This is a genomic window from Acidaminococcus timonensis (assembly GCF_900106585.1).
Lineage (GTDB): Bacteria > Bacillota > Negativicutes > Acidaminococcales > Acidaminococcaceae > Acidaminococcus > Acidaminococcus timonensis.
On sequence record NZ_FNWH01000005.1, the window covers coordinates 74,737 to 95,924 of the forward strand.

18 protein-coding genes, 3 tRNA genes and 1 other annotated feature are annotated in these 21,188 nt (G+C 56.4%); of the genes, 1 reads left to right on the top strand and 20 read right to left on the bottom strand.

Features of this window, described 5'->3' with window-relative positions; all coding sequences use genetic code 11:
- Window positions 1–142: 142 nt before the first annotated feature.
- The 20 genes from glyS to BQ5462_RS02380 form a co-directional block, all read right to left on the bottom strand.
- Window positions 143–2,200, bottom strand: a complete 2,058-nt coding sequence (glyS, locus tag BQ5462_RS02285; protein ID WP_071141834.1) for a glycine--tRNA ligase subunit beta — start codon at window positions 2,198–2,200, stop codon at window positions 143–145.
- A 6-nt stretch (window positions 2,201–2,206) separates the two neighbouring features.
- Window positions 2,207–3,079 carry a glycine--tRNA ligase subunit alpha gene (gene glyQ, locus BQ5462_RS02290; RefSeq protein ID WP_071141835.1) on the bottom strand — a complete coding sequence of 291 codons (873 nt, stop codon included), beginning with the start codon at window positions 3,077–3,079 and terminating at the stop codon, window positions 2,207–2,209.
- Between the two features lie 221 nt (window positions 3,080–3,300).
- Window positions 3,301–3,375: transfer RNA gene (locus tag BQ5462_RS02295), tRNA-Ile, on the bottom strand.
- A gap of 39 nt (window positions 3,376–3,414) precedes the next feature.
- Complete coding sequence (gene rpoD / locus BQ5462_RS11545) at window positions 3,415–5,190, bottom strand: RNA polymerase sigma factor RpoD (RefSeq protein WP_071141836.1); 1,776 nt, start codon at window positions 5,188–5,190, stop codon at window positions 3,415–3,417.
- Window positions 5,191–5,238: 48 nt separating this feature from the next.
- On the bottom strand, window positions 5,239–7,050 hold the full coding sequence (gene dnaG / locus BQ5462_RS02305) for a DNA primase (RefSeq protein WP_071142120.1): 1,812 nt from the start codon (window positions 7,048–7,050) through the stop codon (window positions 5,239–5,241).
- A gap of 104 nt (window positions 7,051–7,154) precedes the next feature.
- A complete protein-coding gene (locus tag BQ5462_RS02310) occupies window positions 7,155–7,976 on the bottom strand; it encodes a pyruvate, water dikinase regulatory protein (protein WP_071141837.1) in 822 nt (273 codons plus the stop codon).
- The gene (locus BQ5462_RS02315) at window positions 7,969–8,634 is read right to left on the bottom strand and encodes a transcriptional regulator CcpN (protein ID WP_071141838.1); all 666 of its coding nucleotides are present in this window, start codon (window positions 8,632–8,634) and stop codon (window positions 7,969–7,971) included. Before BQ5462_RS02315 ends, BQ5462_RS02310 begins: the two co-directional genes overlap by 8 nt.
- A 75-nt stretch (window positions 8,635–8,709) precedes the next feature.
- A complete protein-coding gene (gene ppsA / locus BQ5462_RS02320) occupies window positions 8,710–11,103 on the bottom strand; it encodes a phosphoenolpyruvate synthase (RefSeq protein WP_071141839.1) in 2,394 nt (797 codons plus the stop codon).
- 276 nt (window positions 11,104–11,379) lie between these two features.
- On the bottom strand, window positions 11,380–11,943 hold the full coding sequence (locus BQ5462_RS02325; RefSeq protein ID WP_071141840.1) for a flavin reductase family protein: 564 nt from the start codon (window positions 11,941–11,943) through the stop codon (window positions 11,380–11,382).
- 50 nt (window positions 11,944–11,993) lie between these two features.
- Window positions 11,994–12,965: a FecCD family ABC transporter permease gene (locus BQ5462_RS02330; protein WP_071141841.1), complete on the bottom strand. Its 972-nt coding sequence runs from the start codon at window positions 12,963–12,965 to the stop codon at window positions 11,994–11,996.
- A 170-nt stretch (window positions 12,966–13,135) separates the two neighbouring features.
- Window positions 13,136–13,609 (bottom strand): IS200/IS605 family transposase, encoded by a 474-nt coding sequence (gene tnpA / locus BQ5462_RS02335; protein ID WP_071141842.1) that lies wholly within the window; start codon window positions 13,607–13,609, stop codon window positions 13,136–13,138.
- A gap of 228 nt (window positions 13,610–13,837) precedes the next feature.
- Window positions 13,838–13,912: transfer RNA gene (locus tag BQ5462_RS02340), tRNA-Glu, on the bottom strand.
- Between the two features lie 12 nt (window positions 13,913–13,924).
- A tRNA-Gln gene (locus tag BQ5462_RS02345) sits at window positions 13,925–13,998 on the bottom strand.
- Window positions 13,999–14,110: 112 nt separating this feature from the next.
- On the bottom strand, window positions 14,111–14,857 hold the full coding sequence (locus BQ5462_RS02350) for a metallophosphoesterase (RefSeq protein ID WP_071141843.1): 747 nt from the start codon (window positions 14,855–14,857) through the stop codon (window positions 14,111–14,113).
- 60 nt (window positions 14,858–14,917) lie between these two features.
- On the bottom strand, window positions 14,918–16,042 hold the full coding sequence (locus BQ5462_RS02355) for a DUF362 domain-containing protein (RefSeq protein WP_071141844.1): 1,125 nt from the start codon (window positions 16,040–16,042) through the stop codon (window positions 14,918–14,920).
- A 70-nt stretch (window positions 16,043–16,112) separates the two neighbouring features.
- Window positions 16,113–16,595, bottom strand: a complete 483-nt coding sequence (gene rlmH / locus BQ5462_RS02360; protein WP_071141845.1) for a 23S rRNA (pseudouridine(1915)-N(3))-methyltransferase RlmH — start codon at window positions 16,593–16,595, stop codon at window positions 16,113–16,115.
- Entirely contained in the window at window positions 16,592–17,725 is a 1,134-nt protein-coding gene (locus tag BQ5462_RS02365; RefSeq protein WP_071141846.1) for a S1C family serine protease, read from the bottom strand. The genes rlmH and BQ5462_RS02365 overlap by 4 nt, the downstream gene beginning before the upstream one ends.
- 14 nt (window positions 17,726–17,739) lie before the next feature.
- Complete coding sequence (locus BQ5462_RS02370; protein WP_071141847.1) at window positions 17,740–18,525, bottom strand: MBL fold metallo-hydrolase; 786 nt, start codon at window positions 18,523–18,525, stop codon at window positions 17,740–17,742.
- Between the two features lie 132 nt (window positions 18,526–18,657).
- Window positions 18,658–19,092 (bottom strand): transcriptional regulator PerR, encoded by a 435-nt coding sequence (locus BQ5462_RS02375; RefSeq protein ID WP_071141848.1) that lies wholly within the window; start codon window positions 19,090–19,092, stop codon window positions 18,658–18,660.
- A 164-nt stretch (window positions 19,093–19,256) separates the two neighbouring features.
- Window positions 19,257–19,970 carry a L,D-transpeptidase gene (locus tag BQ5462_RS02380; protein ID WP_071141849.1) on the bottom strand — a complete coding sequence of 238 codons (714 nt, stop codon included), beginning with the start codon at window positions 19,968–19,970 and terminating at the stop codon, window positions 19,257–19,259.
- A gap of 144 nt (window positions 19,971–20,114) precedes the next feature.
- Window positions 20,115–20,333, top strand: a binding site (T-box leader).
- A 44-nt stretch (window positions 20,334–20,377) separates the two neighbouring features.
- Between BQ5462_RS02380 and cysE the strand changes: the two genes are divergently transcribed.
- On the top strand, window positions 20,378–21,076 hold the full coding sequence (gene cysE / locus BQ5462_RS02385) for a serine O-acetyltransferase (protein WP_071141850.1): 699 nt from the start codon (window positions 20,378–20,380) through the stop codon (window positions 21,074–21,076).
- Window positions 21,077–21,188 lie beyond the last annotated feature (112 nt).

The following is a 21,188-nucleotide window of genomic DNA, read 5'->3' on the forward strand; positions in this document are numbered from 1 at the left end:
CCCAGGAGACATTGCTTCCCGCAAAAAAAGACTGTGAAGGTCCTGCCAACCCATGGCAGGACCTTCACAGTCTTTTGAGTTCCCTTCAGCAGCGGCTGTACCGCTTTCTTTCTCTGTCCGCAGGGCGGATCGGAGCGTTCTCTTATTTCATCACCAGTTGGCTCAGATCGGCCACCTGGTTCACCTGTTTCTTCACCTGGTTCAGCAGGGCCAGACGGTTGTTCTTCACCTTCTCGTCCTTGTCCATGACCATGACCGCATCGAAGAAGGCGTTCACCGGAGCGGCCAGTACATCATTGGCAGCCAGCAGGTCGGCGAATTTCCGTTCTTTGGCCAGGGCAGCCGTTTCCCCAGCCACCTTTTCCACCGCTTCGAACAGATCCTTTTCGGCGTCATCCTGGAACAGCGCCACGTCCACAGGGGCTTCCACCACATTATTCCTGCTGATGTTCTCCACCCGGGTAAAGGCCTGGATGCTGTCTGCGGCTTTGTCACTTTCCAGATACCGGGTGAGAGCTGCAGCCCGGTCGAAGATTTCGGCCAGATCATCCACGCTGGCACCCAGCACTGCATCCACCACATCGTAACGCACACCCTGGTCCAGCAGCATGTTCTTGGCCCGCTGGGCGAAGAAGTCCACCACTTCATCCAGCAGCTGGTCTTCCTTTTCCACTTCCACCGGCAGGTTCTTCAGGGTTTCTGCCAGCACGGCCCGGAGCGGGAAGTGCACCCCTCCATCGGCCACAATGTTCAGGATGCCCAGAGCCTGACGACGCAGGGCGTAGGGGTCCTGGGAACCGGTGGGAGCCTGACCCCGGCTGAAGGTGGCTACGATGTTGTCCAGCTTGTCGGCTACAGCCAGGATCCGGCCTTCGTTGCTCTGGGGCAGTTCATCGCCGGCGAACCGGGGCATGTACTGTTCCCCGATGGCCTGGGCCACTTTTTCCCCTTCATTGTCCAGCAGGGCATATTCCCTGCCCATGGTGCCCTGGAGTTCGGTGAATTCAGTGACCATGCCGGTGACCAGATCCGCTTTGGACAGAAGTGCTGCCCGTTCCACAGCCTGGGCATCCACGGGGAGACCGGTGGCTTTCACCAGCTCGTCACACAGCTTCTGCAGCCGCTCGGTCTTGTCGTACATATTGCCCAGCCCATGCTGGAAAGCCACTTCGTGCAGGGCTTCCCGATGCTGTGCCAGAGACTTCTTCCGGTCGTTGTCGAAGAAGAACACCGCATCGTCCAGACGAGCCCGCAGCACCCGTTCGTTGCCGTGGGTCACGATGTCCAGATGTTCCTTGCCGCCGTTGCGGACGGTGATGAACTTGGGCATCAGCTTGCCATCTTTATCGAACATGGGGAAGTAGCGCTGATGGTCCCGCATGGGGGTGATGATGGCGCAGTCCGGCAGCCGCAGGTACTTGTCATCGATATGGCCGCACAGAGCCGTAGGCCATTCCACCAGGAAGGTGACTTCTTCCAGCAGGTCGGGAGAAATGGCCGCCCTGCCCCCTTCGGCGGCAGCCAGGTCTTCGATCTGCTTCCTGATGGTAGCCCGGCGTTTGTCCACATCCACCATGACGAAGTTGTCTTCCAGGGTCTTCACATAGGAGGCAGCGTCAGGAATGGTGATCAGGTGGTTGCTCAGGAACCGATGGCCCCGGGCCTGGTTTCCGCTCTTCACATCGTTGGCTTCCACCGGGATCACTTTGTCGTCCAGGAGAGCCACCATCCAGCGGAAGGGACGGACGAACCCGAAGTCGTAATCCGCCCACCGCATGGTCTTGGGGAAGGTCAGGGAATGGAGGATGTCGTCCAGGATGGCCGGCAGCAGTTCTTCCGTCTTTTTGCCTGCCAGGTGTTTGATGGCGTACACATAGCCATCTTTCTGGACCAGGTCCTTTACGTCCACACCCTGGCCCCGGGCAAAGCCCTGGGCAGCCCGGGTGGCATTGCCGTCGCCGTCGAAGGCAATTTTCAGGGACGGCCCCTTGCTTTCCACGGTGCTGTCTTCCTGTTTGTCCGCTACCTCAGAGGCCACAAAAGCCATCCGCCGGGGCGTACCATAGACCTTCACATCTTTGAAGGGGATGCGGGCTTCCTCCAGCTTTTTGGCAGCCAGTTCCCTGTATTCCTTCAGGATGCCGGGCATGTATTGGGCCGGCATTTCTTCCGTTCCGATTTCATATAATAAATTTGCCATGATTCCTTACCCTCTCTTCAGCATGGGGAAACCCAGTTTTTCCCGTTGTTCCACATAGGCCGCAGCGCACAGACGAGCCAGTGCCCGCACCCGAGAGATGTAGTTGGTCCGTTCGCTGACGCTGATGGCACCCCGGGCATCCAGCAGGTTGAAGGTGTGGGAGCATTTCAGCACATAGTCGTAGGCCGGACGGATGTTGCCGGTGAGGATGACCCGTTTGGCTTCCTTTTCGTACTTGTCGAACAGATCGAACAGCAGGTCGATATCGGCAATGTCGAAGCTGTACCGGGACTGTTCCACTTCGTTGGTGTGGAATACGTCACCGTAGGTCACATTCCCCACCCACTGCAGGTCGTAGACATTTTCCACGCCCTGGATGTACATGGCCAGCCGTTCCAGGCCGTAGGTGATTTCCACAGCCACCGGTTTGATGTCGATGGAGCCTACCTGCTGGAAGTAGGTGAACTGGGTGATTTCCATCCCGTCCAGCCAGACTTCCCAGCCCATGCCCCAGGCGCCCAGGGTGGGAGATTCCCAGTTGTCTTCCACGAACCGGATATCATGTTCTTCCGGATGGATGCCCAGTTCCCGCAGGCTTTCCAGGTACAGTTCCTGGATGTTGCAGGGGGACGGCTGCATGATCACCTGGAACTGGTGATGCTGGTACAGCCGGTTGGGGTTGTCGCCGTACCGGCCGTCAGCCGGACGACGGGAAGGTTCCACATAGCACACGTTCCAGGGTTCAGGCCCCAGTACCCGCAGGAAGGTGGAAGGGTTCATGGTGCCGGCGCCCTTTTCCACGTCGTAGGGTTGTGCCATGATGCAGCCCTGGTTGGCCCAGTACTTCTGCAAGTTCAAAATGATGGTTTGAAAATCCATTTTCTCTCCTCCTATACAAAAACTCCCGTCTCTGTAATATAGACAGGATACTCTACATTACAGGGACGGGAGGTTGTTCCGCGGTTCCACCCTGTTTGCTGCCCAAGGCAGCCTCTCTTGTGAAGCGAACGCTCCGGGATGCCAACTCCTTCATTGCGTATTACAGAGGAACTATAACAAATCCGGCGGAACTTGTCAAGTTCCGCCGGAAGGTTCGCAGTTGGTGGGCCCACTTGGATTCGAACCAAGGACCAACCGGTTATGAGCCGGGGGCTCTACCGCTGAGCTATAGGCCCAATGCAAAAATTATATAACAGGAAGCAAATCCCTGTCAATCATTCCAGGAATTCCTTCAGCGGTTTGCTCCGTTTCGGGCTCCGCAGCTTGCGCAGGGCCTTGGCTTCGATCTGCCGGATCCGTTCCCGGGTGACCCCGAAATACTGGCCCACTTCTTCCAGGGTACGGGTCCGTCCGTCCAGCAGGCCGAACCGCAGTTCCAGCACCCGCCGTTCCCGGGCGCTCAGGTGTTCCTGCAGGACCTTGCCCAGCTGTTCCTGCAGCAGGGTATACGAAGCTGCATCAGCCGGAGACGGTGCTTCCTGGTCTTCGATGAAGTCCCCCAGATGGGAATCTTCTTCTTCGCCGATGGGTGTTTCCAGGGAAACCGGTTCCTGGGCGATCTTCTGGATTTCCCGGACCCGTTCCACAGGCACATCCATTTCTTTGGCGATTTCCTCCGGAGTGGGTTCCCGGCCCAGTTCCTGCAGCAGCTGACGGGATACCCGCACCAGCTTGTTGATGGTTTCCACCATGTGCACCGGGATCCGGATGGTCCGGGCCTGGTCAGCGATGGCACGGGTGATGGCCTGCCGGATCCACCAGGTGGCATACGTACTGAACTTGAAGCCCTTGTTGTAGTCGAACTTTTCCACGGCCTTGATTAGCCCCAGGTTCCCTTCCTGGATCAGATCCAGGAACAGCATCCCCCGGCCCACATATCGTTTGGCAATGCTGACTACCAGACGCAGGTTGGCTTCGGACAGGCATTTCTTGGCATTGTCCCCGCAGAATTCCATGCGGTGGAGCAGCCGGTTGAACTTTTTCCGGGCTTCCTCGATCTGTTTCTGCAGGTCTTCATCCACCTTCTGGTGGGCAGCCTTGTCCTCGATCACTGTGAACAGTTCCTGCAGGGTCCCCAGATAGCTTTTGTCAGCTTCTTCCCCTTTGGGGAGGTCCACCGTTTTCACGTCATGCATTACTTTGTACTTATTTTCCGTGAGCAGCCGGTTCAACCGCTTTTTTTCGTCCATGGTGAAAGCGGTAATCAGATCCTGGTACTGATCATGATCCAGTACATGATCGGTGTTGGCCAGCATCTGGGCCCTCTTGTAAGCCAGGGAAACGCTCCGGTTGTCCACCCATACGCTTTCCCGGGTCAGCAGGTCATTGGCCTGTTCCAGCAATTTGCCCACGGACAGGCGCTTGTTCACCGGTTCGAATTCTCCGTCGGGTTGTTCCCCCTTCAGGATGGCCTTGGCCTGGTTGCCCTTATCGGCCCGTTTGGCCAGTTTGATCTCATCATCCCCGGCCAGCAGGGGTACCCGGCCGATTTCCTTCAGGTACATGCGGACCGGATCATCGACGATGACCCCTTCCGGAACGGACAGGTTGGCCAGTTCCGATTCATCCACCTTCAGTTCATCTTCATCGATTGTATCCGGTTCTTCGTCTTCGGAACCGTCATCGACCACTTCAATGTTCTTTTCAGCCAGTTTGGAATAGATGGCATCCATTTGATCAACAGACACATCATCTACGTTCTGCATCCGGTCCTGAATCTCTTTATAGGTGAGAACGCCATGATTCTTTTTGGCCAGCGCTTCAAACTCGGCTAAATACTCCGCCGCGGTCTTGGGCTTATCTTTTTTGCTCGTCCTGCTCTTGCTTTTCGTTGCTGAACCCGCCTTTCCCGTGGTTTTTGCCGCCTTCTTCTTTTTTGGAACAGCCTTGGCTTTCCCCGCCGTAGTGGTTTTCGCCTCACTCTGTCTTTCTTTCGATGTCACGCTCTGAGACACCTGCGGCTCCAATTCTTTCTTTTCTTTTTCAGTCATTGGGGCGTTCCCTCCTTTCTACCAAATGAGAAAAACAGACAGTTCCGGTCACTGGACCGGATTTGCCAATTTCCCTATCTCCATTTTTATTCGCCGACATTCCTCTAATTCCTGCAAAAATTTTTCATTTCCCTCTTTTTCATACTTTTCCGCCAGCTGACTGTGTTTTTCATATTCTTTATCAAGGGCTGCCACCTGCAGCCGGTTCAGGCAGTCCGTCAGGATGGAAGGAAGGGTTTCCGTCTGCACATTCAAGCTCAGGATCCGGGTCAGTTCTGTCTGGGCCTCCTGGCCAAGGCTGGCAAACAGATCCCGGGGATCCTGCAGCGTTCCCTGCTGGACTGCCTGGAGAAAGGCCCGGAAGATTTCCTGCCGGGCCGGAGTGGTAAAGGTGGCCAGGCTGGCGATTCCTTCCTGCCCGGGCTGGGGCGGAATGCCCTCCAGGAACGCCCGCAACACCAGACGCTCGGCCTGTTCCGTAGGGTTGGTCAGCTTCACCTGCTTCTGGGTCAGCCATTCCGGATTGAACGGCTTTTGCTTCCCATCCTGGTGGGTCAGCTTCCGGTATTCGCTCTGGATCAGCCCTTCATCGATGGACAGCCGCCGGGCCAGGTCCCGGATCCGCTCCCCCACTTCCACGTCGCTGGTGCAGTCCAGAAAAAAGGGTAGCACCCGGGCCACCGCTTCCACTTTGCCCCCCAGGGTCTCCGTGTCGCAGGCCGCCAGGGTGGAATCCACCTGATAGTCCATACCGGGTTTGGCGTTCTTCAGCAATTCTTCGAACGCCGTCCGGCCCTCCTTTCGGATGAACTCATCCGGGTCCTTTCCATCGGTCACGTGCATCACCCGGCATTTCAGCCCGGCCCGCAGCGCCAGGGGAATGGCCCGCATGGCTGCTGCCCGGCCGGCCCGGTCACTGTCGAAGCAGAATACCACTTCCGGGGTCAGCCGTTTGAGGAGCGCCGCCTGATGCTCTGTGAAGGCCGTTCCCATGGAGGCCACGGCCCAGTCGATACCGGCGGCATGGAGGCTGATGGCATCCATATGGCCTTCCACGATCAGGGCCTGCTGCCGTTTCCGGATGGCGGGAGCCGCCCGGTCCAGGCCGAACAGCAGGTTTCCTTTGTGGAACCAGGCCGTTTCCCCGGTATTCATGTATTTGGCCGGAGAGGCCTCCTTGTTCAGGATCCGTCCTGTAAACCCCACCACCCGGCTCCGGGGATCCCGGATGGGAATCATGACCCGCTCCCGGAATTTGTCGTATACTCCGCGTGTCTGCCGCCGGTTCACCAGCCCGGCCTTCAGCAGCACCTCTTCCTTTACGCCCCGTCCTTCCAGGGCACGGGCCAGGGTGGTGAAGTCCGGCGGGGCCATGCCCAGGCCGAAGGAATCGATGATATCCCGTCCAATGCCCCGGCCGGCCAGATACTGGATGCCCAGCTGCCCGTAGTGGGTGTTCACCAGACAGGAATGAAAGAACCGGGCCGCCAGGTCGTTGGCCTCCAGCACCTCCCGGGTTTCCTTTTCCCGGGCGATCTCCCGGGCAGTCTTGGCCCGCTCCGGCACCGGGATGCCGTACTTGCCCGCCAGCTGCTTCAAGGCCTCGGGAAAGGTCAGGTTGTCCCGTTTCATCACATAGGAGAACACATCGCCTCCGGCCCCGCAGCCGAAGCAGTGGAACAGCCCCTTGGCCGGATCCACCGTAAACGAGGGGGTCTTTTCCCCATGGAACGGGCAGCAGCCCCAATACCGGCTGCCCTTCCGCTTCAGAGCCACCGTCTCTGAAACGATGCTCACCAGATCGGCTGCCTGACGCACCTGCTCTTTGAAATTGGCGAATTTCTCTTTCATGTCATCCATGGAACTCATCCTGTTCTTTCTGCAATAGTATTCTTATTCGACGAAAAAGAGGAAATTCCTGCTTTTGCAGGGATTTCCTCTTGACAAGGCAAAAAGCGCTGTTTTCAGGATTCGTAATCGAACCGTTTCCGCAGGTATTCCAGGATCAGGCTGGCGGTTTCCTCGATGGCCCGGTTGGACACGTTGATGATCATGCAATGGAGCTGCTGCATGATGGCCCGGGCATATTCCAGTTCCTCCTGGATCCGGTGGATATCGGCATAGTTGGCCCCGTCGGTGAGGCCCATGGCCTTGAGCCGGGCACAGCGGATCTCGTTCAGCTTGAAGGGGTCGATCAAAAGACCGATGATCCGGCTGGAAGGCACTTTGAACAGTTCCTCCGGCGGCGGGATCTCCGGTACCAGCGGTACGTTGGCCACCTTCAGCTGTTTGTTGGCCAGGTACATGGAAAGGGGCGTCTTGGAAGTCCTGGACACCCCGATGATCACCAGGTCGGCCTTGGCCAGGCCCCAGGGGTTCTTTCCGTCATCGTACTTGATGGCGAATTCCACCGCTGCCACCCGTTTGAAGTATTCATGGTCCAGGGCGTGGATCAGACCGGGCTGGTTCTTGGGCAGCAGGCCGGAGGTCTTTTCGATGGCCTTCAGCACAGGACCCAGGATGTCCACCACTTCCACATCCAGTTCGATGGCCTTCTGGGCCACCGCTTTCCGCATTTCCGGAGAAACGATGGTATAGCACACAATGGCATTCTGTTCCCTGGCTTCCGTCAGGATCTTGTTGATCTGCTCCACGCTCTTCACATAGGGCACCCGGATGATATCGAATTTCTCCTGGACGAACTGGCTGGTGGTGGCCTTCACCACCGATTCCGAGGTTTCGCCGATGGAGTCTGAAATGGCATAGATGATCGGTGCTTTAGCTATGATAGGTTCCTCCCTTCCCTTCTGCCAGCTCTACCAGAAGACGGGTAAAGTTGGTCTTGGTCACCCGGCCCACCAGCTGCAGCTTGCGGGGGTCATCCCCCACCTGGCGCACCACAGGCAGGCAGTCGATTTCGCTGTCCATGAGCCGCCGGGCTGCCGAGGCCGCCGGTTCTTCCGGCGCGGCTGTGACGATTTTGCTGAGCGGGGTCATCACCATGGCCACAGGCAGCTGGTGCAGGTCCGAGCCGGGGGTGATGGCTGCCTTCAGCAGGTCTTTTCGGGAAACCACCCCATGGAGCAGCCCTTCCGGCCCTTCCACCACGAATACCGTTCCCACATCTTCCAGGAACATGGTGATGGCGGCATCATAGGCACTTTTGTCGCTGCTGACCACAATGGGGACGCTTTTGATGTCCTCCACCGTAATGGAGGACAGTTCCTCCTGAAGCAGTCCCAGGGTATTCTTTCCGGTGTAGAAATACCCTACCCGGGGCCGGGCATCCAGGATACCGCTCATGGTCAGGATGGCCAGATCGGACCGGAGAGCGGCCCGGCTGAGCCCCAGTTCCCGGGCGATGGCTTCCCCCGCCACAGGACCTTCCTGGCGCACGATTTCGGCGATTTTCCGTTGTCTTTCACTCAGAGGAATGGGGCTCATCTCCCTTCCAAAGGATTCTGATTCCATTATAAGAGAAAAGGGGCCTCCGTGCAAGGAGCCCCTTTGGGTTACTGCTTACCAGGCCAGTTCTTCATCGTGCAGGTTCCGGCCCCGTCCGGTGAGTTTGTCCAGGATCAGCCGCTGTTCCACCTGGGCAACCATCTTTTTGGTGAACTTCACCGCATCCGGGTTCACGGACATGCTGTCGATGCCACTTTGCACCAGGAAGGCAGCAAAATCCGGGTACACGCTGGCAGCCTGGCCGCAGAGAGAAACGGTCTTTCCATCCCTGTGGGCCACTTCGATCAGGTGACGGATGGCCCTGCGTACGGCCAGATTCCGTTCGTCGAACAGATGGGCAATGCCATCGTTGTTCCGGTCGCAGCCCAGGATCAGCATGGTCAGGTCATTGGAACCGATGGAATACCCATCCACGAACTGGTTGAACTGATCCGCCAGGATGATGTTGGCCGGGATTTCCGCCATGAGCCATACCTTGAAATCAGGCCCTCTGTGCAGCCCTTCTTCAGCCATGATTTCCACCACTTTCTGGGCTTCGTCCACGGTACGGCAGAAGGGGATCATCACGTTCAGGTTCTTCAGACCGTATTCCTCCCGCACTTTCCGCACGGCTTTGCATTCCAGCCGGAAAGCTTCCGTGTATTTGGGGTCGTAGTACCGGGAAGCGCCTCTCCAGCCCAGCAGGTCACTGGGTTCGTGAGGTTCGAATGCTTCCCCGCCCTTCAGGTCCCGATATTCCGTAGACTTGAAATCGCTGAACCGCAGGGTCACCGGCCGGGGTGCCATGGCAGCACATACCTTGCGGAACCCTTCTGCCAGCATATCCACCACTTTTTCCGGATGACCGGTCTTGATCAGATACAGGGGATGTTCGTGGATATAGGTGGTCCAGATGAATTCTTCCCGCATCAGGCCGATTCCGTCGCAGGGCAGCTGGCTGTATTTCTCGGCCAGGTCCGGATCCCCCAGGTTCATGTAGATCCGGGTCCCGGTCACAGGGAAGGTTTCCTGGGCCACTACGGTGGCCGCCTGGGGTGCTGCGGCTGCTTCTGCTTTCTTCACCTGCAGGTTGCCGGCAAACACCACGCCGTTACTGGCATCCACCGTGATTTCTTCCCCGTTCTTCAAGACGGAGGTGGCCGCCTGGCCCCGGCTCTTGGTACCTACAATGCAGGGAATGCCCAGTTCCCGGCTGACGATGGAAGCGTGGCAGGTCATGCCGCCGCTGTCGGTAACGATGGCCTGGGCCTTCTTCATGGCCGGAACCCAGTCAGGGGCGGTCATTTCGGTGACCAGGATTTCGCCGTCCTGGAATTCATCGATGTCCTTGGGGTCTGCAATCACATGGACCTTGCCGTAGCCCATGCCCGGGCTGGCCGGCAGGCCTTTCAGAAGGACCTTTGCATTGGCTGCGCTCTGGGGTTCCTTCTCCGTTTTCCCCTTCTTCTCCTTATTTCTCCGGGACCATACGGTTTCCGGACGGGCCTGAAGGATCCAGATCTTCCCATCCCGTTCATCGATGCCCCACTCCATATCCATGTAGCAGCCGTAATGGGCTTCGATTTTCCTGGCATACCCGGCCAGTTCCAGGATCTGCTGGTTGGTCAGGGTCTGGCGTTTTCTGTCCGCTTCCGGCACCGGCACTTCTTCCGTGTCGCCGCCCTGTTTGCGGACCAGCATCACGTCCTGTTCATTCACCGTGGCGGACAGAATCTTCATATCCTCCTTGGACACAATGTAGGTATCCGGCGTCACCACACCGCCGACCACATATTCGCCCAGGCCCCAGGCACCTTCGATCATGATGTTCCGGTCATCACCGTTGGCCACGTTCACGGTGAACATGACCCCGGCAGCTTTGGAGAACACCATCATCTGCACCACCGCGGACAGCGCCAGGGACAGATGGTCATAGCCCTGTTTTTCCCGGTAGTACACGGCCCGGTCCGTAAAGCAGGAAGCATAGCATTCCTTCACCTTGGCGATGACCTGGTCAGCGCCCTGTACGTTCAGGTAGGTATCCTGCTGGCCGGCGAAGCTGGCATCCGGCAGGTCTTCCGCCGTGGCGCTGGAACGGACAGCCACGTAAGGGGCTTTTTCCCCCATTTTATCGGCCAGTTCCGCATATGCCCTGCGGATCGCATCCTGGAGATCCTGGGGCATTTCCTGTTCCATGATGGCAGCCCGCAGCTGGCTGCATACGCTGCTCAGCTGGTCGTTGTCATCCACATCGGTGAGGCTGGCCAGCAGGGTGCGCATCCGCTCCTCCAGGCCGGTTTCCTTGATGAAGTACCGGTAGGCATAGGCCGTGGTGGCGAACCCATAGGGAACGGGCACATCCGTCTTGGAAGTCATTTCCCCCAGAGAAGAGGATTTCCCCCCTACGATATCCACGTCTTTCCGTTCCAGCTGTTCGAACCACAACAAATATGCTTTGGACTTATCCATGGTATACGCTCCTTTGCTCTACGCTATTGGCGGTTATTTCTTTAATATAGTGTATACTATATCACTATATGGTGCATTATTCAAGGAGTATACCCAAAAATAAAGGCGCTGTGAAAAAATCATCCACAGCGCCTTTATTTCGCTAGCGTCAGCTGGCTTCCATCGGCTAGTGACTAGTGACTAGTGACTAGTGACGGGGTGTGAAAAAGCATTTTTTCACACCCCGTCGATTTTTACCAGCACAGCTGATTGCCACCAGCTGGAGGTTTTTACAACTTATTCTTTTCCCGGCGCTTCCGGATGGGCAAAGGCCTTGCCCACCGTCCTGGTGGCCACCAGGTAGGTATGGTTCATGGCATCGAACACCAGGGGACGCAGCTTGGCCGGATCCACCTTTCCCTCGGTGAGTACGCTTTCATCAGCGCTTACATTCACGATTTCACCCACCAGCCGTTCGTTTTCTTCATCATAGCTCTTCACCCTGCATTCCAGCACCATGGGCAGCTCTGTGATGATGGGGGCATCCACCCGGCTGGATTTTTCCACATGGAACCCGGCCCTGGCCACTTTGTCCGGCACCTTGTTGCCGGATACCATGCCCACATAATCACAGGCGGCCAGCTGGGCCTCCGTAGCCATGCTGACCGTAAAAGCCCCGGTTTTCTTCAGGTTGGCTACGGTTTTGTGGGTCCGGGCCAGGCAGAAGGAAATCTCCGTATCATTGCTGATGCCGCCCCAGGCTGCATTCATCACATCCGGTACCCCGTTTTCATCATAGGTCCCGATCATATACACCGGCTGAGGATAGGTCACCGGTCTGGCGCCAAAATCTTTCCGCATTGCTATCACGCTCCTTACAGGTTCTTCTATTTCCATTATACGAAAAGCTGTCAACCCCGACGGCGCAGCAGCCACAGGAAATAGGGGGCCCCGAACAGGGCCGTGACGATTCCCACCCGGATTTCACCCCCGGGCAGCAGGGCCCGGCCCAGGCTGTCGCACAGCACCAGGAACAGAGCCCCGCCCAGGGCGCTGAGAGGCAGCAGGCTCCGGTGATCGGGTCCCGTCAGGAGCCGCAGCATATGGGGAATGATCAGGCCCACGAAGCCAATATTCCCGCCGGCACATACGGCCAGTCCCATGAGCAGGGAGACCCAGCCCAGCACCTGTTTCCGCCACCGGGGCGCATCCAGGCCCAGAGCCAGGGCCTGTTCCTCCCCCAGGCTCAGCAAGTTCAGCGGACGTCCCCACAGGCAGAGGACCAGGAGCACAACCAGCAGCAGGGGCAGCAGCACCGCCGCCTGCTGCCAGGTTCCCACCCCCAGGTTCCCCAGGGTCCAGAAAAAGTACTGGCGCATGATGGCGTCCGGAGCAAAACTCAAAAGACCTGCCGTCAGGGCTCCGCAGAACAGGCTGACAGCCACCCCGGCCAGGAGCAGCCTGACCGGTTCCCTGTCGTTCTCACTCCGGCCCAGGATCCCCACCAGCAGGGAAGCCAGCGCCGCCCCGGCAAAAGCCCCTAGAGGCAGGAACAGGTACTGCCGGGCCGGCAGCCCGGTGAGCAGCAGGATCACCGCTCCCAGGGAAGCCCCGCCGGACACCCCCAGGATGCCCGGATCCGCCAGGGGATTGCCGAAAAGCCCCTGGAGAGCTGCCCCGGAAGCCGCCAGGGCCGCTCCCGTGCCCAGGCCCAGCAGCAGCCGGGGCAGGCGCAGGTTCCATACCACATTCTGCTCCAGGGGCGTCAGGCCGCCGGTCAGGAGATGGGGCAGGGACACTGGCACCTGACCGGTGACCAGGGCCATCAGGCAGACGGGAACCAGGGCCACCAGCAGGATGCCCAGCAGTTTTCCCTTTCTCATCAGCAGTTCCTCCTTTTTCTGTCCAGCCAGCCGGGACAGGACGAGACCGGCTGTTTACCAAATAATCATCCACCCGCATAGCGGGTGGTTTTTCCTTTTCGGGCATAGCCCTAATACTACTGGCAACGTACAAGTACGTTAAAAAATTGGCCTGTCAGCCACGCACAGGATTACTTGCTACCCGTAAACGGGTCCCTGGGGTCGAAGATACTTAACTGATCCGCTACCCTATCCTGCTTCAGCTGATTGGCAATATAATTTTTAATTGCCACAGTATTTTTGCCGACAGTATCGACATAGTATCCCTTGCACCAAAATTCGCGATTTCGGTAAGCAAATTTCATATTTCCAAACTTCTGGAAAATCATGAGACTGCTTTTGCCTTTCAGGTATCCCATGAATCCCGAAACGCTAATTTTGGGCGGGATACTTACTAACAGATGCACATGGTCAGGACAGATTTCTCCTTCGATAATCTCTACCCCTTTCCATGAGCAAAGTTGTCGTAAGATTTCTCTGATCGCCAACCTTTTTTCTTCATAGAAAACTTTTCTCCGATACTTTGGAGCAAACACAATATGATACTTACAATTCCATCTTGTGTGTGCTAAGCTATAGTTAACATTACTTTGCCCACTTGGCATTGTAGTGCACCTCCTAATGTTTTACTTTGCATGACTGACAGGTCAATTGCATCGTACTACATTGGGAGTTTTTTTCATAGCTATAAGCTTTCCGGAACCACGCCACTATGGCGTGGTTTTCAAAAGAACACAAAAAAGGGCTGCCGCACAAGCGACAGCCCTTTCCTATATGATGCAGTATCTTCCTCACGAGTATATGGCCCGCAGGGGACTCCTACGTATAAACCTTGGTAGCGCCAACGAGAATCGAACTCGTGATTTCGCCTTGAGAGGGCGACGTCTTAGCCGCTTGACCATGGCGCCAAGATAAAAAAATGGCTCCGGGACTAGGGCTCGAACCCAGACTAGAAGATCCAGAATCTCCTGTGCTACCATTACACCATCCCGGAGTAATCTCTCTCGATTGCTTTTTTGTTTCTTGCTTCTCTCGAGAGCACTTCTATAGTATAACCGGGAATCCCATAAATTGCAACCCCTTTTTCAAAAAAAGTTGAAATTTTTTCAGTCCAGGATTTTCTGGGGCACGAAATCCACATAATCCCCTGATACCAGCCGGTAGTACACTCCATTGTACTCCCCTCTGTAACTGTCATCAAAGGTATTCTCTCCATGGCAGTGGGCATAGATCACCTGCCGGGCCCCATACTGCTCTGCCATGCGGGTGAAGACGCTGTCTTCCTCCAGGATGCTGGTGGGCGGATAGTGGAGGAACATGATGAATTTCCTGTACCCGGCCGCTTTGGCTTTTTCAAAGGATTCTTCCAGCCGCCGGGCTTCCCGATTCACCAGTTTCCGGGCATGTTTCTCCGCCTCTTCGTCCCAGCTGAGGACCTCGCCGGTGAACCGGTTGATCAAAAACGGTCCCTCGAAGGTGAAACCCTTGGTCCCCACCAGGGCGTAGTCCCCATAGGTGGCAAAATTGTTCTGCAGGAAGAACAGTTTCCCGGCATACCGTTCGTTCAAGGCCTCCGTCTTCTGGGCCTCCCAGAACATATCATGGTTGCCCCGCAGGAGGATCTTCCGGCCGGGCAGGGCAGCGATGAACTCCAGGTCTTTCTGACACTGAGGCAGCTTCCGGCCCCAGGAGTGGTCCCCCAGGAGCACCAGGGTATCCTCCGGTTTAACCAGTTCCTGGCAGTTTTTCCAGACTTTTTCTTCGTGGCGGACCCAGACGGGCCCCATGGCGTCCATGCTCTTGTCGGGCCGCTGAAAGGCCAGATGGAGATCTCCCAACGCATAAAGTGCCATCTGTTCCACCCCCTTTGGTGCTATCATCCAGTGACCAGGCTGCTGCGCCTCCGTTATCCGTTATTTCAAAGTAACCAATTCATACTCTCTTGTCCCGATCCCGATCTTTTCCCCGTGTACCAGGGTGGTTTCCCAGTCCACCCGGGGATTGCTGTCCAGGAAATGGTCGTGGTGGCACTGCCAGCCCTTTTCCGCCAGATGGTCGGACAACTGGCTGTTGGGCAGGGGCTGGGCTTTCTGGCAGGCATCGGCACAGGCCTGATCCAGGGCCACCGGGTCAAAGGAGTCAAACATACCGATATTGGGCAGGATGGGCGCATCGTTTTCTCCGTGACAGTCACAATTGGGAGAAATGTCCATGACCATATTGATGTGGAAACTGGGCCGGCCATGGATCACAGCCAGGGCATATTCCGCCATTTTCCTGTCCAGCAGCTCGTTGGCATCCCACTGTACCGTCTCGATGGCATCAAAAGCACAGGCCCCGATGCAGCGGCCGCAGCCGGCGCATTTTTCCTCATCGATATGGGCCTTGTGGTTCTGGTAATAGATGGCATCAGAGCCACATTCGGAGGCACAGCGCTGGCAGCCCCGGCACAGTTCCTCATTCACTTTTGGCTTGCCGGAGGAATGCTGTTCCATCTTGCCTGCCCGGCTGCCACAGCCCATGCCGATATTTTTCAGGGCACCGCCGAAACCGGTGGCTTCATGGCCCTTGAAATGGGCCAGGCTGATGAACACGTCGGCATCCATCACCGCCCGTCCGATTTTTGCGTTCTTGATATATTCTCCGTTCGGCACCGGAACTTCCACTTCATCGGTCCCCTTCAACCCGTCGCCGATGAGGATCTGGCAGCCAGTGGTGGTGGGATTGTACCCGTTCAGGGCCGCACATTCCAGGTGGTCCAGAGCGTTCTTCCGGCTGCCCGGATACAGGGTATTGCAATCTGTCAGGAAGGGCTTCCCGCCCCTGGCCTTGATCAGGTCTGCCAGGGCTTTCACATACTGGGGCCGGATGGTGGCCAGATTGCCCAATTCCCCGAAATGCATCTTGATGGCCACATATTTGCCTTCCAGTTCCATGCTTTCCAGTCCGGCCCGTTTGCACAGCCGTTTGAATTTATCCAGCAGGCTGGTCCCCACCGGACACCGGAAATCCGTAAAATATACCTTTGCTTTTTCCATGATTTTCTCCCCCTTGCAGGCCGCATGCGCGACCCAGTCTCTACTCACTACCCACTAACCACGTATCCCCTCAATGATGATACTTCTCTTTCCGCAGGATCTTGACCCCCCGATAGATCTGCTCCAGCAGCAGGATCCGGATCATCTGGTGGGTAAATGTCAGCGGTGAGAATTTCCAGCGGAAGTCCGCACGCTTCCGCAGGTCATCCGTATATCCGAAAGGACCACCGATCACAAAGGTCAGGTGGCTCACTCCCTCCACCATCCACTGGCCCAGTTTCCCGGCCAGTTCCGGGGAAGAGATTTCCTTTCCCTTCAGATCCAGCAGCACCACATAGCTGTGTTCCGGGATCAGCTTCAGCACCCGTTCCGTTTCCCGGGCCAGGATCTGGTTCTCCTCTGCCGGTGAAGCATTGTCGGGCATCTTCTCCTCATTGATGCACCGGGTCTCCAGCTGGCAGTAAGCCCCCAGTCTCTTGGTAAATTCCGCTTCCGCGTCCCGCAGGTATTTTTCCTTCAGTTTGCCCACGCAGGCAATGGTGATCCTAATCATTGCTGGCTGCTCTGCTGAGGCATCTCGGTCAGCGTCACCGTTTTGGTCACTTCTTCGTCCCCTCTCAGGATGGTCACAGGAACCTGTTCACCCACCTGGCACTTGCCCAGTGCATCCCGCAGGTCGGCTACAGAATCCACCGCAGTACCGTTGAACTTAACGATAATATCGTTTGGACGGATTCCACCACGATATGCAGGGCCGTTTTGAAACAACTTTACAACAAACAGCCCTCCTCTCAGATCCAGGTCAAAGCCCAGCCGCTGGGCCAGGTTCTTGTCCAGCAGGCTCACCCCCAGATACGGACGGACCACCCGGCCTTTGGTGGCCAGTTCCTGCAGGATGGGTTTCGCTTCGTTGATGGGGATGGCAAAGCCGATGCCTTCCACCCCGGAGGCAGCGATCTTGGCACTGTTGATGCCGATGACCTGACCATCTGCATTGACCAGGGCACCGCCGGAATTCCCGGGGTTGATGGCCGCATCGGTCTGGATCAGCTTGAATCGCCGTTCGCCCATATCCAGGCTCCGATTCAGAGCACTGATCACGCCCGCCGTCACACTGCCCCGGAATTCCATCCCCAGGGGGTTGCCGATGGCAATGGCCGGTTCGCCCACCATCAGGGAATCGGAATCTCCGAATTCAGCCACAGGCAGATCTTCATTGGCCTCGATTTTCACCACAGCCAGATCCGTGGTGGGATCCGTACCCAGCACTTTCCCATTGTAGGTCTTGCCGTCCGGCAGGCTCACCACGATTTCCTGGGCCCCGGCCACCACATGGTTGTTGGTGGCAATCAGGCCATCCTTGCTGTAAATCACCCCAGAGCCGCTGCCCTGTTCCACCAGCTGGGTCCGGTTGAAATAATCCCGTACCAGCGCTTTGTTGGTGATACCGACCACGGCAGGCCCCACCTTCTTGGCGGCCTGGACAATGGGAGTATTGCGGGCGGAACTGAGTTTGGCTTCCTTCTGCTTGATCTGTTCCGCCTGGTTTACGGCCGGTTTGGTCTCCGCCTTGTTGGCAGCACTCTTGCTGCCGGCGGCACCGCAGCCCGCGGCCAGGATGCTGGTGCTTACAGACAGGGCCAGCAGGATTCCTGCTGTTTTCTTCTTGATATCGTATCTCATGATGGTTCTCCTTTTTACCACACGTTGCTGACCAGCGTCTGCTGGCTGGCCACATAGAGTTGAATCTTCCGGATCCTGGAAGCCCCCTCCAGGGCATCCTTCACGGTCTGATAGGCCCGATCCGGCGTATTGTTCTTTTCACTGAGATGGGCCAGGAACACTTCCCGTGGGGGCGACTCCAGAGAAGCCAGGAACTGACCGGCTGTCTTGTTGGACAGATGCCCGTCCTCTCCCATGATCCGCCGCTGGAGGGCGATGGGATAGGGTCCGTTCCGCAGCATGGTCTCATCGTGATTGGCTTCCAGGACCATTACATCAGCCCCTTCCGCCGCCTGCTCCACTGTTTTGGTGATGGTCCCGCAGTCTGTCAGGTAGGTACACTTCTCATCCCCGCTGAAGATCTCGTAGCCCACCGGATCCGCTGCATCATGGGGGATCCGGAAGGACTTGATTTGCAGGCTGCCCAGGGTACAGCTCCGGGGAATCACCCGCACCTGGGTACGGGGCAGCCGCCGCCGTACCGGAAGCTGGGCCCAGGTCCGTTCATTGGCAAAGATGGGGATCTGGCTGTAGTGTCTGGCAAACACATCCAGACCGGCCACATGGTCCTTGTGTTCATGGGTCAGGAAAATCCCGCTGAGGGCTTCCGGCTCCAGGCCGCAGGCCCGGAGTCCCTGGACGATCCGCCGACAGGAAATCCCCGCATCGATCAATATAGCGGTCTGTCCGCATTGGATCAGGGTAGAATTGCCCCGGCTTCCGCTGGCCAGTACCGCAACAGCAAAATTCGTCAAAGTCATACAAACACCGTTCTATACAAAAATGTCGGGGCAATCCTTCTCCCCGCTATTATACTTATCATTATAGCAAAAACAAGGAAAGAAATGTAAAAAAATACCGAACTCTTGCGAGTCCGGCATTTTGTTTCGGCTTCAGTTTTTTTTGGGCTGACAATCCGGGCACAGACCATAGAAATAGAACTGATGGCCCTGGACAGTGAACCCGGTTTCCGCTGCCACCAGGCTTTCGATGGCTTTGGCATCCAGATGGGGTACATCGCACACCTTGCCGCATTTCATGCAGCGGATGTGAGGATGCTCCATCACATTGGCGTCATAGCGAAAACTGTCTTCCCCGGTGTTCAGCACCTGGATGATGTGCAGCTTGCTGAAGATTTCCACGGATTTGTACACCGTAGCGAAACTCATGGTGGGGTATTTCTCCTTCACCTTGTTATAGATCATTTCTGCGGTGGGATGTTCCGTGGTATGGGCCAGCATATCGTATACGGCCAGTCTCTGGGGTGTAACCTTACAGCCATTGTCCCGGAGCAGTTGGGCCAATTCTCCTGCAGTTAACGTATCCAACACCTCCTTCTTATCTTTTTTGTGGATATGTCTTTTTAATAATAATTACTATATTTAATATACAGGTTTGTATTTATTTTGTCAACTCTTTTTATGTTAAAAAAGCTTGATATGACGCTGATTTTTGTGTTTTCTGGAATGATTATTACAAAGCGTATTTGGTATCAGTCCTGAATGGTCACAGGCATGCCTATATAAGCAACTTGTTTCAATTGCTGCAGATTTGTATTATCCAGACGGACACATCCTTCCGAGGCATCGGTGCCGATGGAAGCCGGATCATGGGTGCCGTGGATTCCAATGCCGTCCCAGTTGCCCTGACTCAGTTCTTCCGTATCCAAGCTCAGGAACCAGGGGCCATAGGCTCCCTGAATCTCGCCGTTGCCGTCACCGAAATCATGGCTCCATCCGGAGGCATCATCGATTTCATCAATGGTAAAGGTCCCGGTGGGGGTCATATTATCACCCCGGCGTTCCTTCTGGCCCAGGCCTCCTTTTCCGATGGCGCAGCCCCAGGTTCGTACCACCGCATCCCCGTCTTTCAGATACAGTTTGTGCTCACTCTTATCCACCAGGATGGAATACTTCTTCCCGGGCTCCAGGGGCTGCTGCGCAGCCGGCTGGGCCGTCTCTTTCTGGTCTTCTTTAGGCTGCTGCAGGCTTTCCACCGGTGACTGCTGTTTTTCCGGGGGTGTCTGCGGCTCTTTCGGTGCCTCTGTCTTCACCGGCACGGTAGGTCCCGGAGCTCCCACTCCATGGTACCCCAGGGCAAAACAACCGGTGAGCAGCACGCCCAGGAACACCAGGACACACACCATCAGCAGCAGGCCGTACTTTTTATGGTTCTTTGAGGAGTTTCTCCCCTGATCCTTCTCCATTACTTTCTGCCTTCTTTCATTTCAGTAAAGAATATCATACCATTTTCCCGTAAGAGGCTGCAACGGGGACCCTGTAAAAATTTTTAATAAAATAATACTTGACAAGTGTATTCGAAAATAATACAATACAGCCATATTCAAAACGAAAATGCAATGACCAAAACAAGTACCCTTCAAAAAGTGGCACAGAGAGCGCGAATCACCGGCTGAAAGTTTGCGCTGAAGCTTGAGAAGCGGGAATGCCTTTGGGAGCAGAAAGTCCGAACCTGAAGTAGGGCTTTACGGGTAGCCGCCGTTACCGGTATGAGTGGCAGCAGAAGTTTTGCTGCAATCAGAGTGGAACCGCGAGAGATCGCCTCTGTCAGGAGGCGGTCTTTTTTTGTATCCAAAAAGGGAGGAGATAGGCTATGTTCGCATCCATGCGCAATGACATCCGGGTCATCAAACAACGGGATCCAGCAGTGAAAAACACACTGGAAGTGCTCCTGTGTTACTCCGGTCTCCATGCCATCTGGGCCTACCGGCTTTCCCATTTCTTCTATGAAAAGTCCTGGTTCGTGACGGCCCGGCTCATTTCCACAGTGTCCAGATTCTTCACCGGTATCGAGATCCATCCCGGTGCCCAAATCGGCGAAGGACTGTTCATCGACCACGGCACGGGCATCGTCATCGGCGAGACCACCATCATCGGCAACAACGTGACCCTTTACCAGGGTGTGACCCTGGGCGGTACCGGCAAGGAAAAAGGCAAGCGCCATCCCACCATCGGTGATTATGTGGTGGTGGCCTGCGGTGCCAAGGTTCTGGGATCCTTCACCGTAGGAGAAGGGGCCAAGATCGGCTCCGGCAGTGTGGTGCTGAAAGAGGTCCCTCCCTACTCCACCGTGGTGGGCATCCCCGGCCATGTGGTGGCCCGCAAGGGCATCCGGGTGGCACCGGCCCACAGTGAACGGGATGTGGATCTGAACCACAACCGGCTGCCCGACCCCATTGAAGATCAGATTACGGCCCTGGAAAAACAGGTGGCCATTTTAAAACGGCAGGTCAATGACCTGCGCGCCCAGCAGACAGCAGTCCCGCTGAAACGGGCTGTGAATTTCCGATAACCAGGAGGAGGCTTCCTTATGCAGACAGAATGGTGGAACGGGCCCCTCGGTCCGCGATGTTGACTCTCTTTTGATTTGCCTGCAACCATCCAACAACATCATCTGTGAATAT

Coding starts and splice junctions, on each gene's coding strand:
- rpoD (WP_071141836.1), bottom strand. CDS start 5,190: ATGACTGAAAAAGAAAAGAAAGAATTGGAGCCGCAGGTGTCTCAGAGC.
- BQ5462_RS02355 (WP_071141844.1), bottom strand. CDS start 16,042: ATGGAAAAAGCAAAGGTATATTTTACGGATTTCCGGTGTCCGGTGGGG.
- glyQ (WP_071141835.1), bottom strand. CDS start 3,079: ATGGATTTTCAAACCATCATTTTGAACTTGCAGAAGTACTGGGCCAAC.
- BQ5462_RS02315 (WP_071141838.1), bottom strand. CDS start 8,634: ATGAGCCCCATTCCTCTGAGTGAAAGACAACGGAAAATCGCCGAAATC.
- tnpA (WP_071141842.1), bottom strand. CDS start 13,609: ATGCCAAGTGGGCAAAGTAATGTTAACTATAGCTTAGCACACACAAGA.
- BQ5462_RS02380 (WP_071141849.1), bottom strand. CDS start 19,970: ATGGAGAAGGATCAGGGGAGAAACTCCTCAAAGAACCATAAAAAGTAC.
- cysE (WP_071141850.1), top strand. CDS start 20,378: ATGTTCGCATCCATGCGCAATGACATCCGGGTCATCAAACAACGGGAT.
- BQ5462_RS02365 (WP_071141846.1), bottom strand. CDS start 17,725: ATGAGATACGATATCAAGAAGAAAACAGCAGGAATCCTGCTGGCCCTG.
- rlmH (WP_071141845.1), bottom strand. CDS start 16,595: ATGATTAGGATCACCATTGCCTGCGTGGGCAAACTGAAGGAAAAATAC.
- BQ5462_RS02370 (WP_071141847.1), bottom strand. CDS start 18,525: ATGACTTTGACGAATTTTGCTGTTGCGGTACTGGCCAGCGGAAGCCGG.
- ppsA (WP_071141839.1), bottom strand. CDS start 11,103: ATGGATAAGTCCAAAGCATATTTGTTGTGGTTCGAACAGCTGGAACGG.
- glyS (WP_071141834.1), bottom strand. CDS start 2,200: ATGGCAAATTTATTATATGAAATCGGAACGGAAGAAATGCCGGCCCAA.
- BQ5462_RS02325 (WP_071141840.1), bottom strand. CDS start 11,943: ATGCGGAAAGATTTTGGCGCCAGACCGGTGACCTATCCTCAGCCGGTG.
- BQ5462_RS02330 (WP_071141841.1), bottom strand. CDS start 12,965: ATGAGAAAGGGAAAACTGCTGGGCATCCTGCTGGTGGCCCTGGTTCCC.
- dnaG (WP_071142120.1), bottom strand. CDS start 7,050: ATGGATGACATGAAAGAGAAATTCGCCAATTTCAAAGAGCAGGTGCGT.
- BQ5462_RS02350 (WP_071141843.1), bottom strand. CDS start 14,857: ATGGCACTTTATGCGTTGGGAGATCTCCATCTGGCCTTTCAGCGGCCC.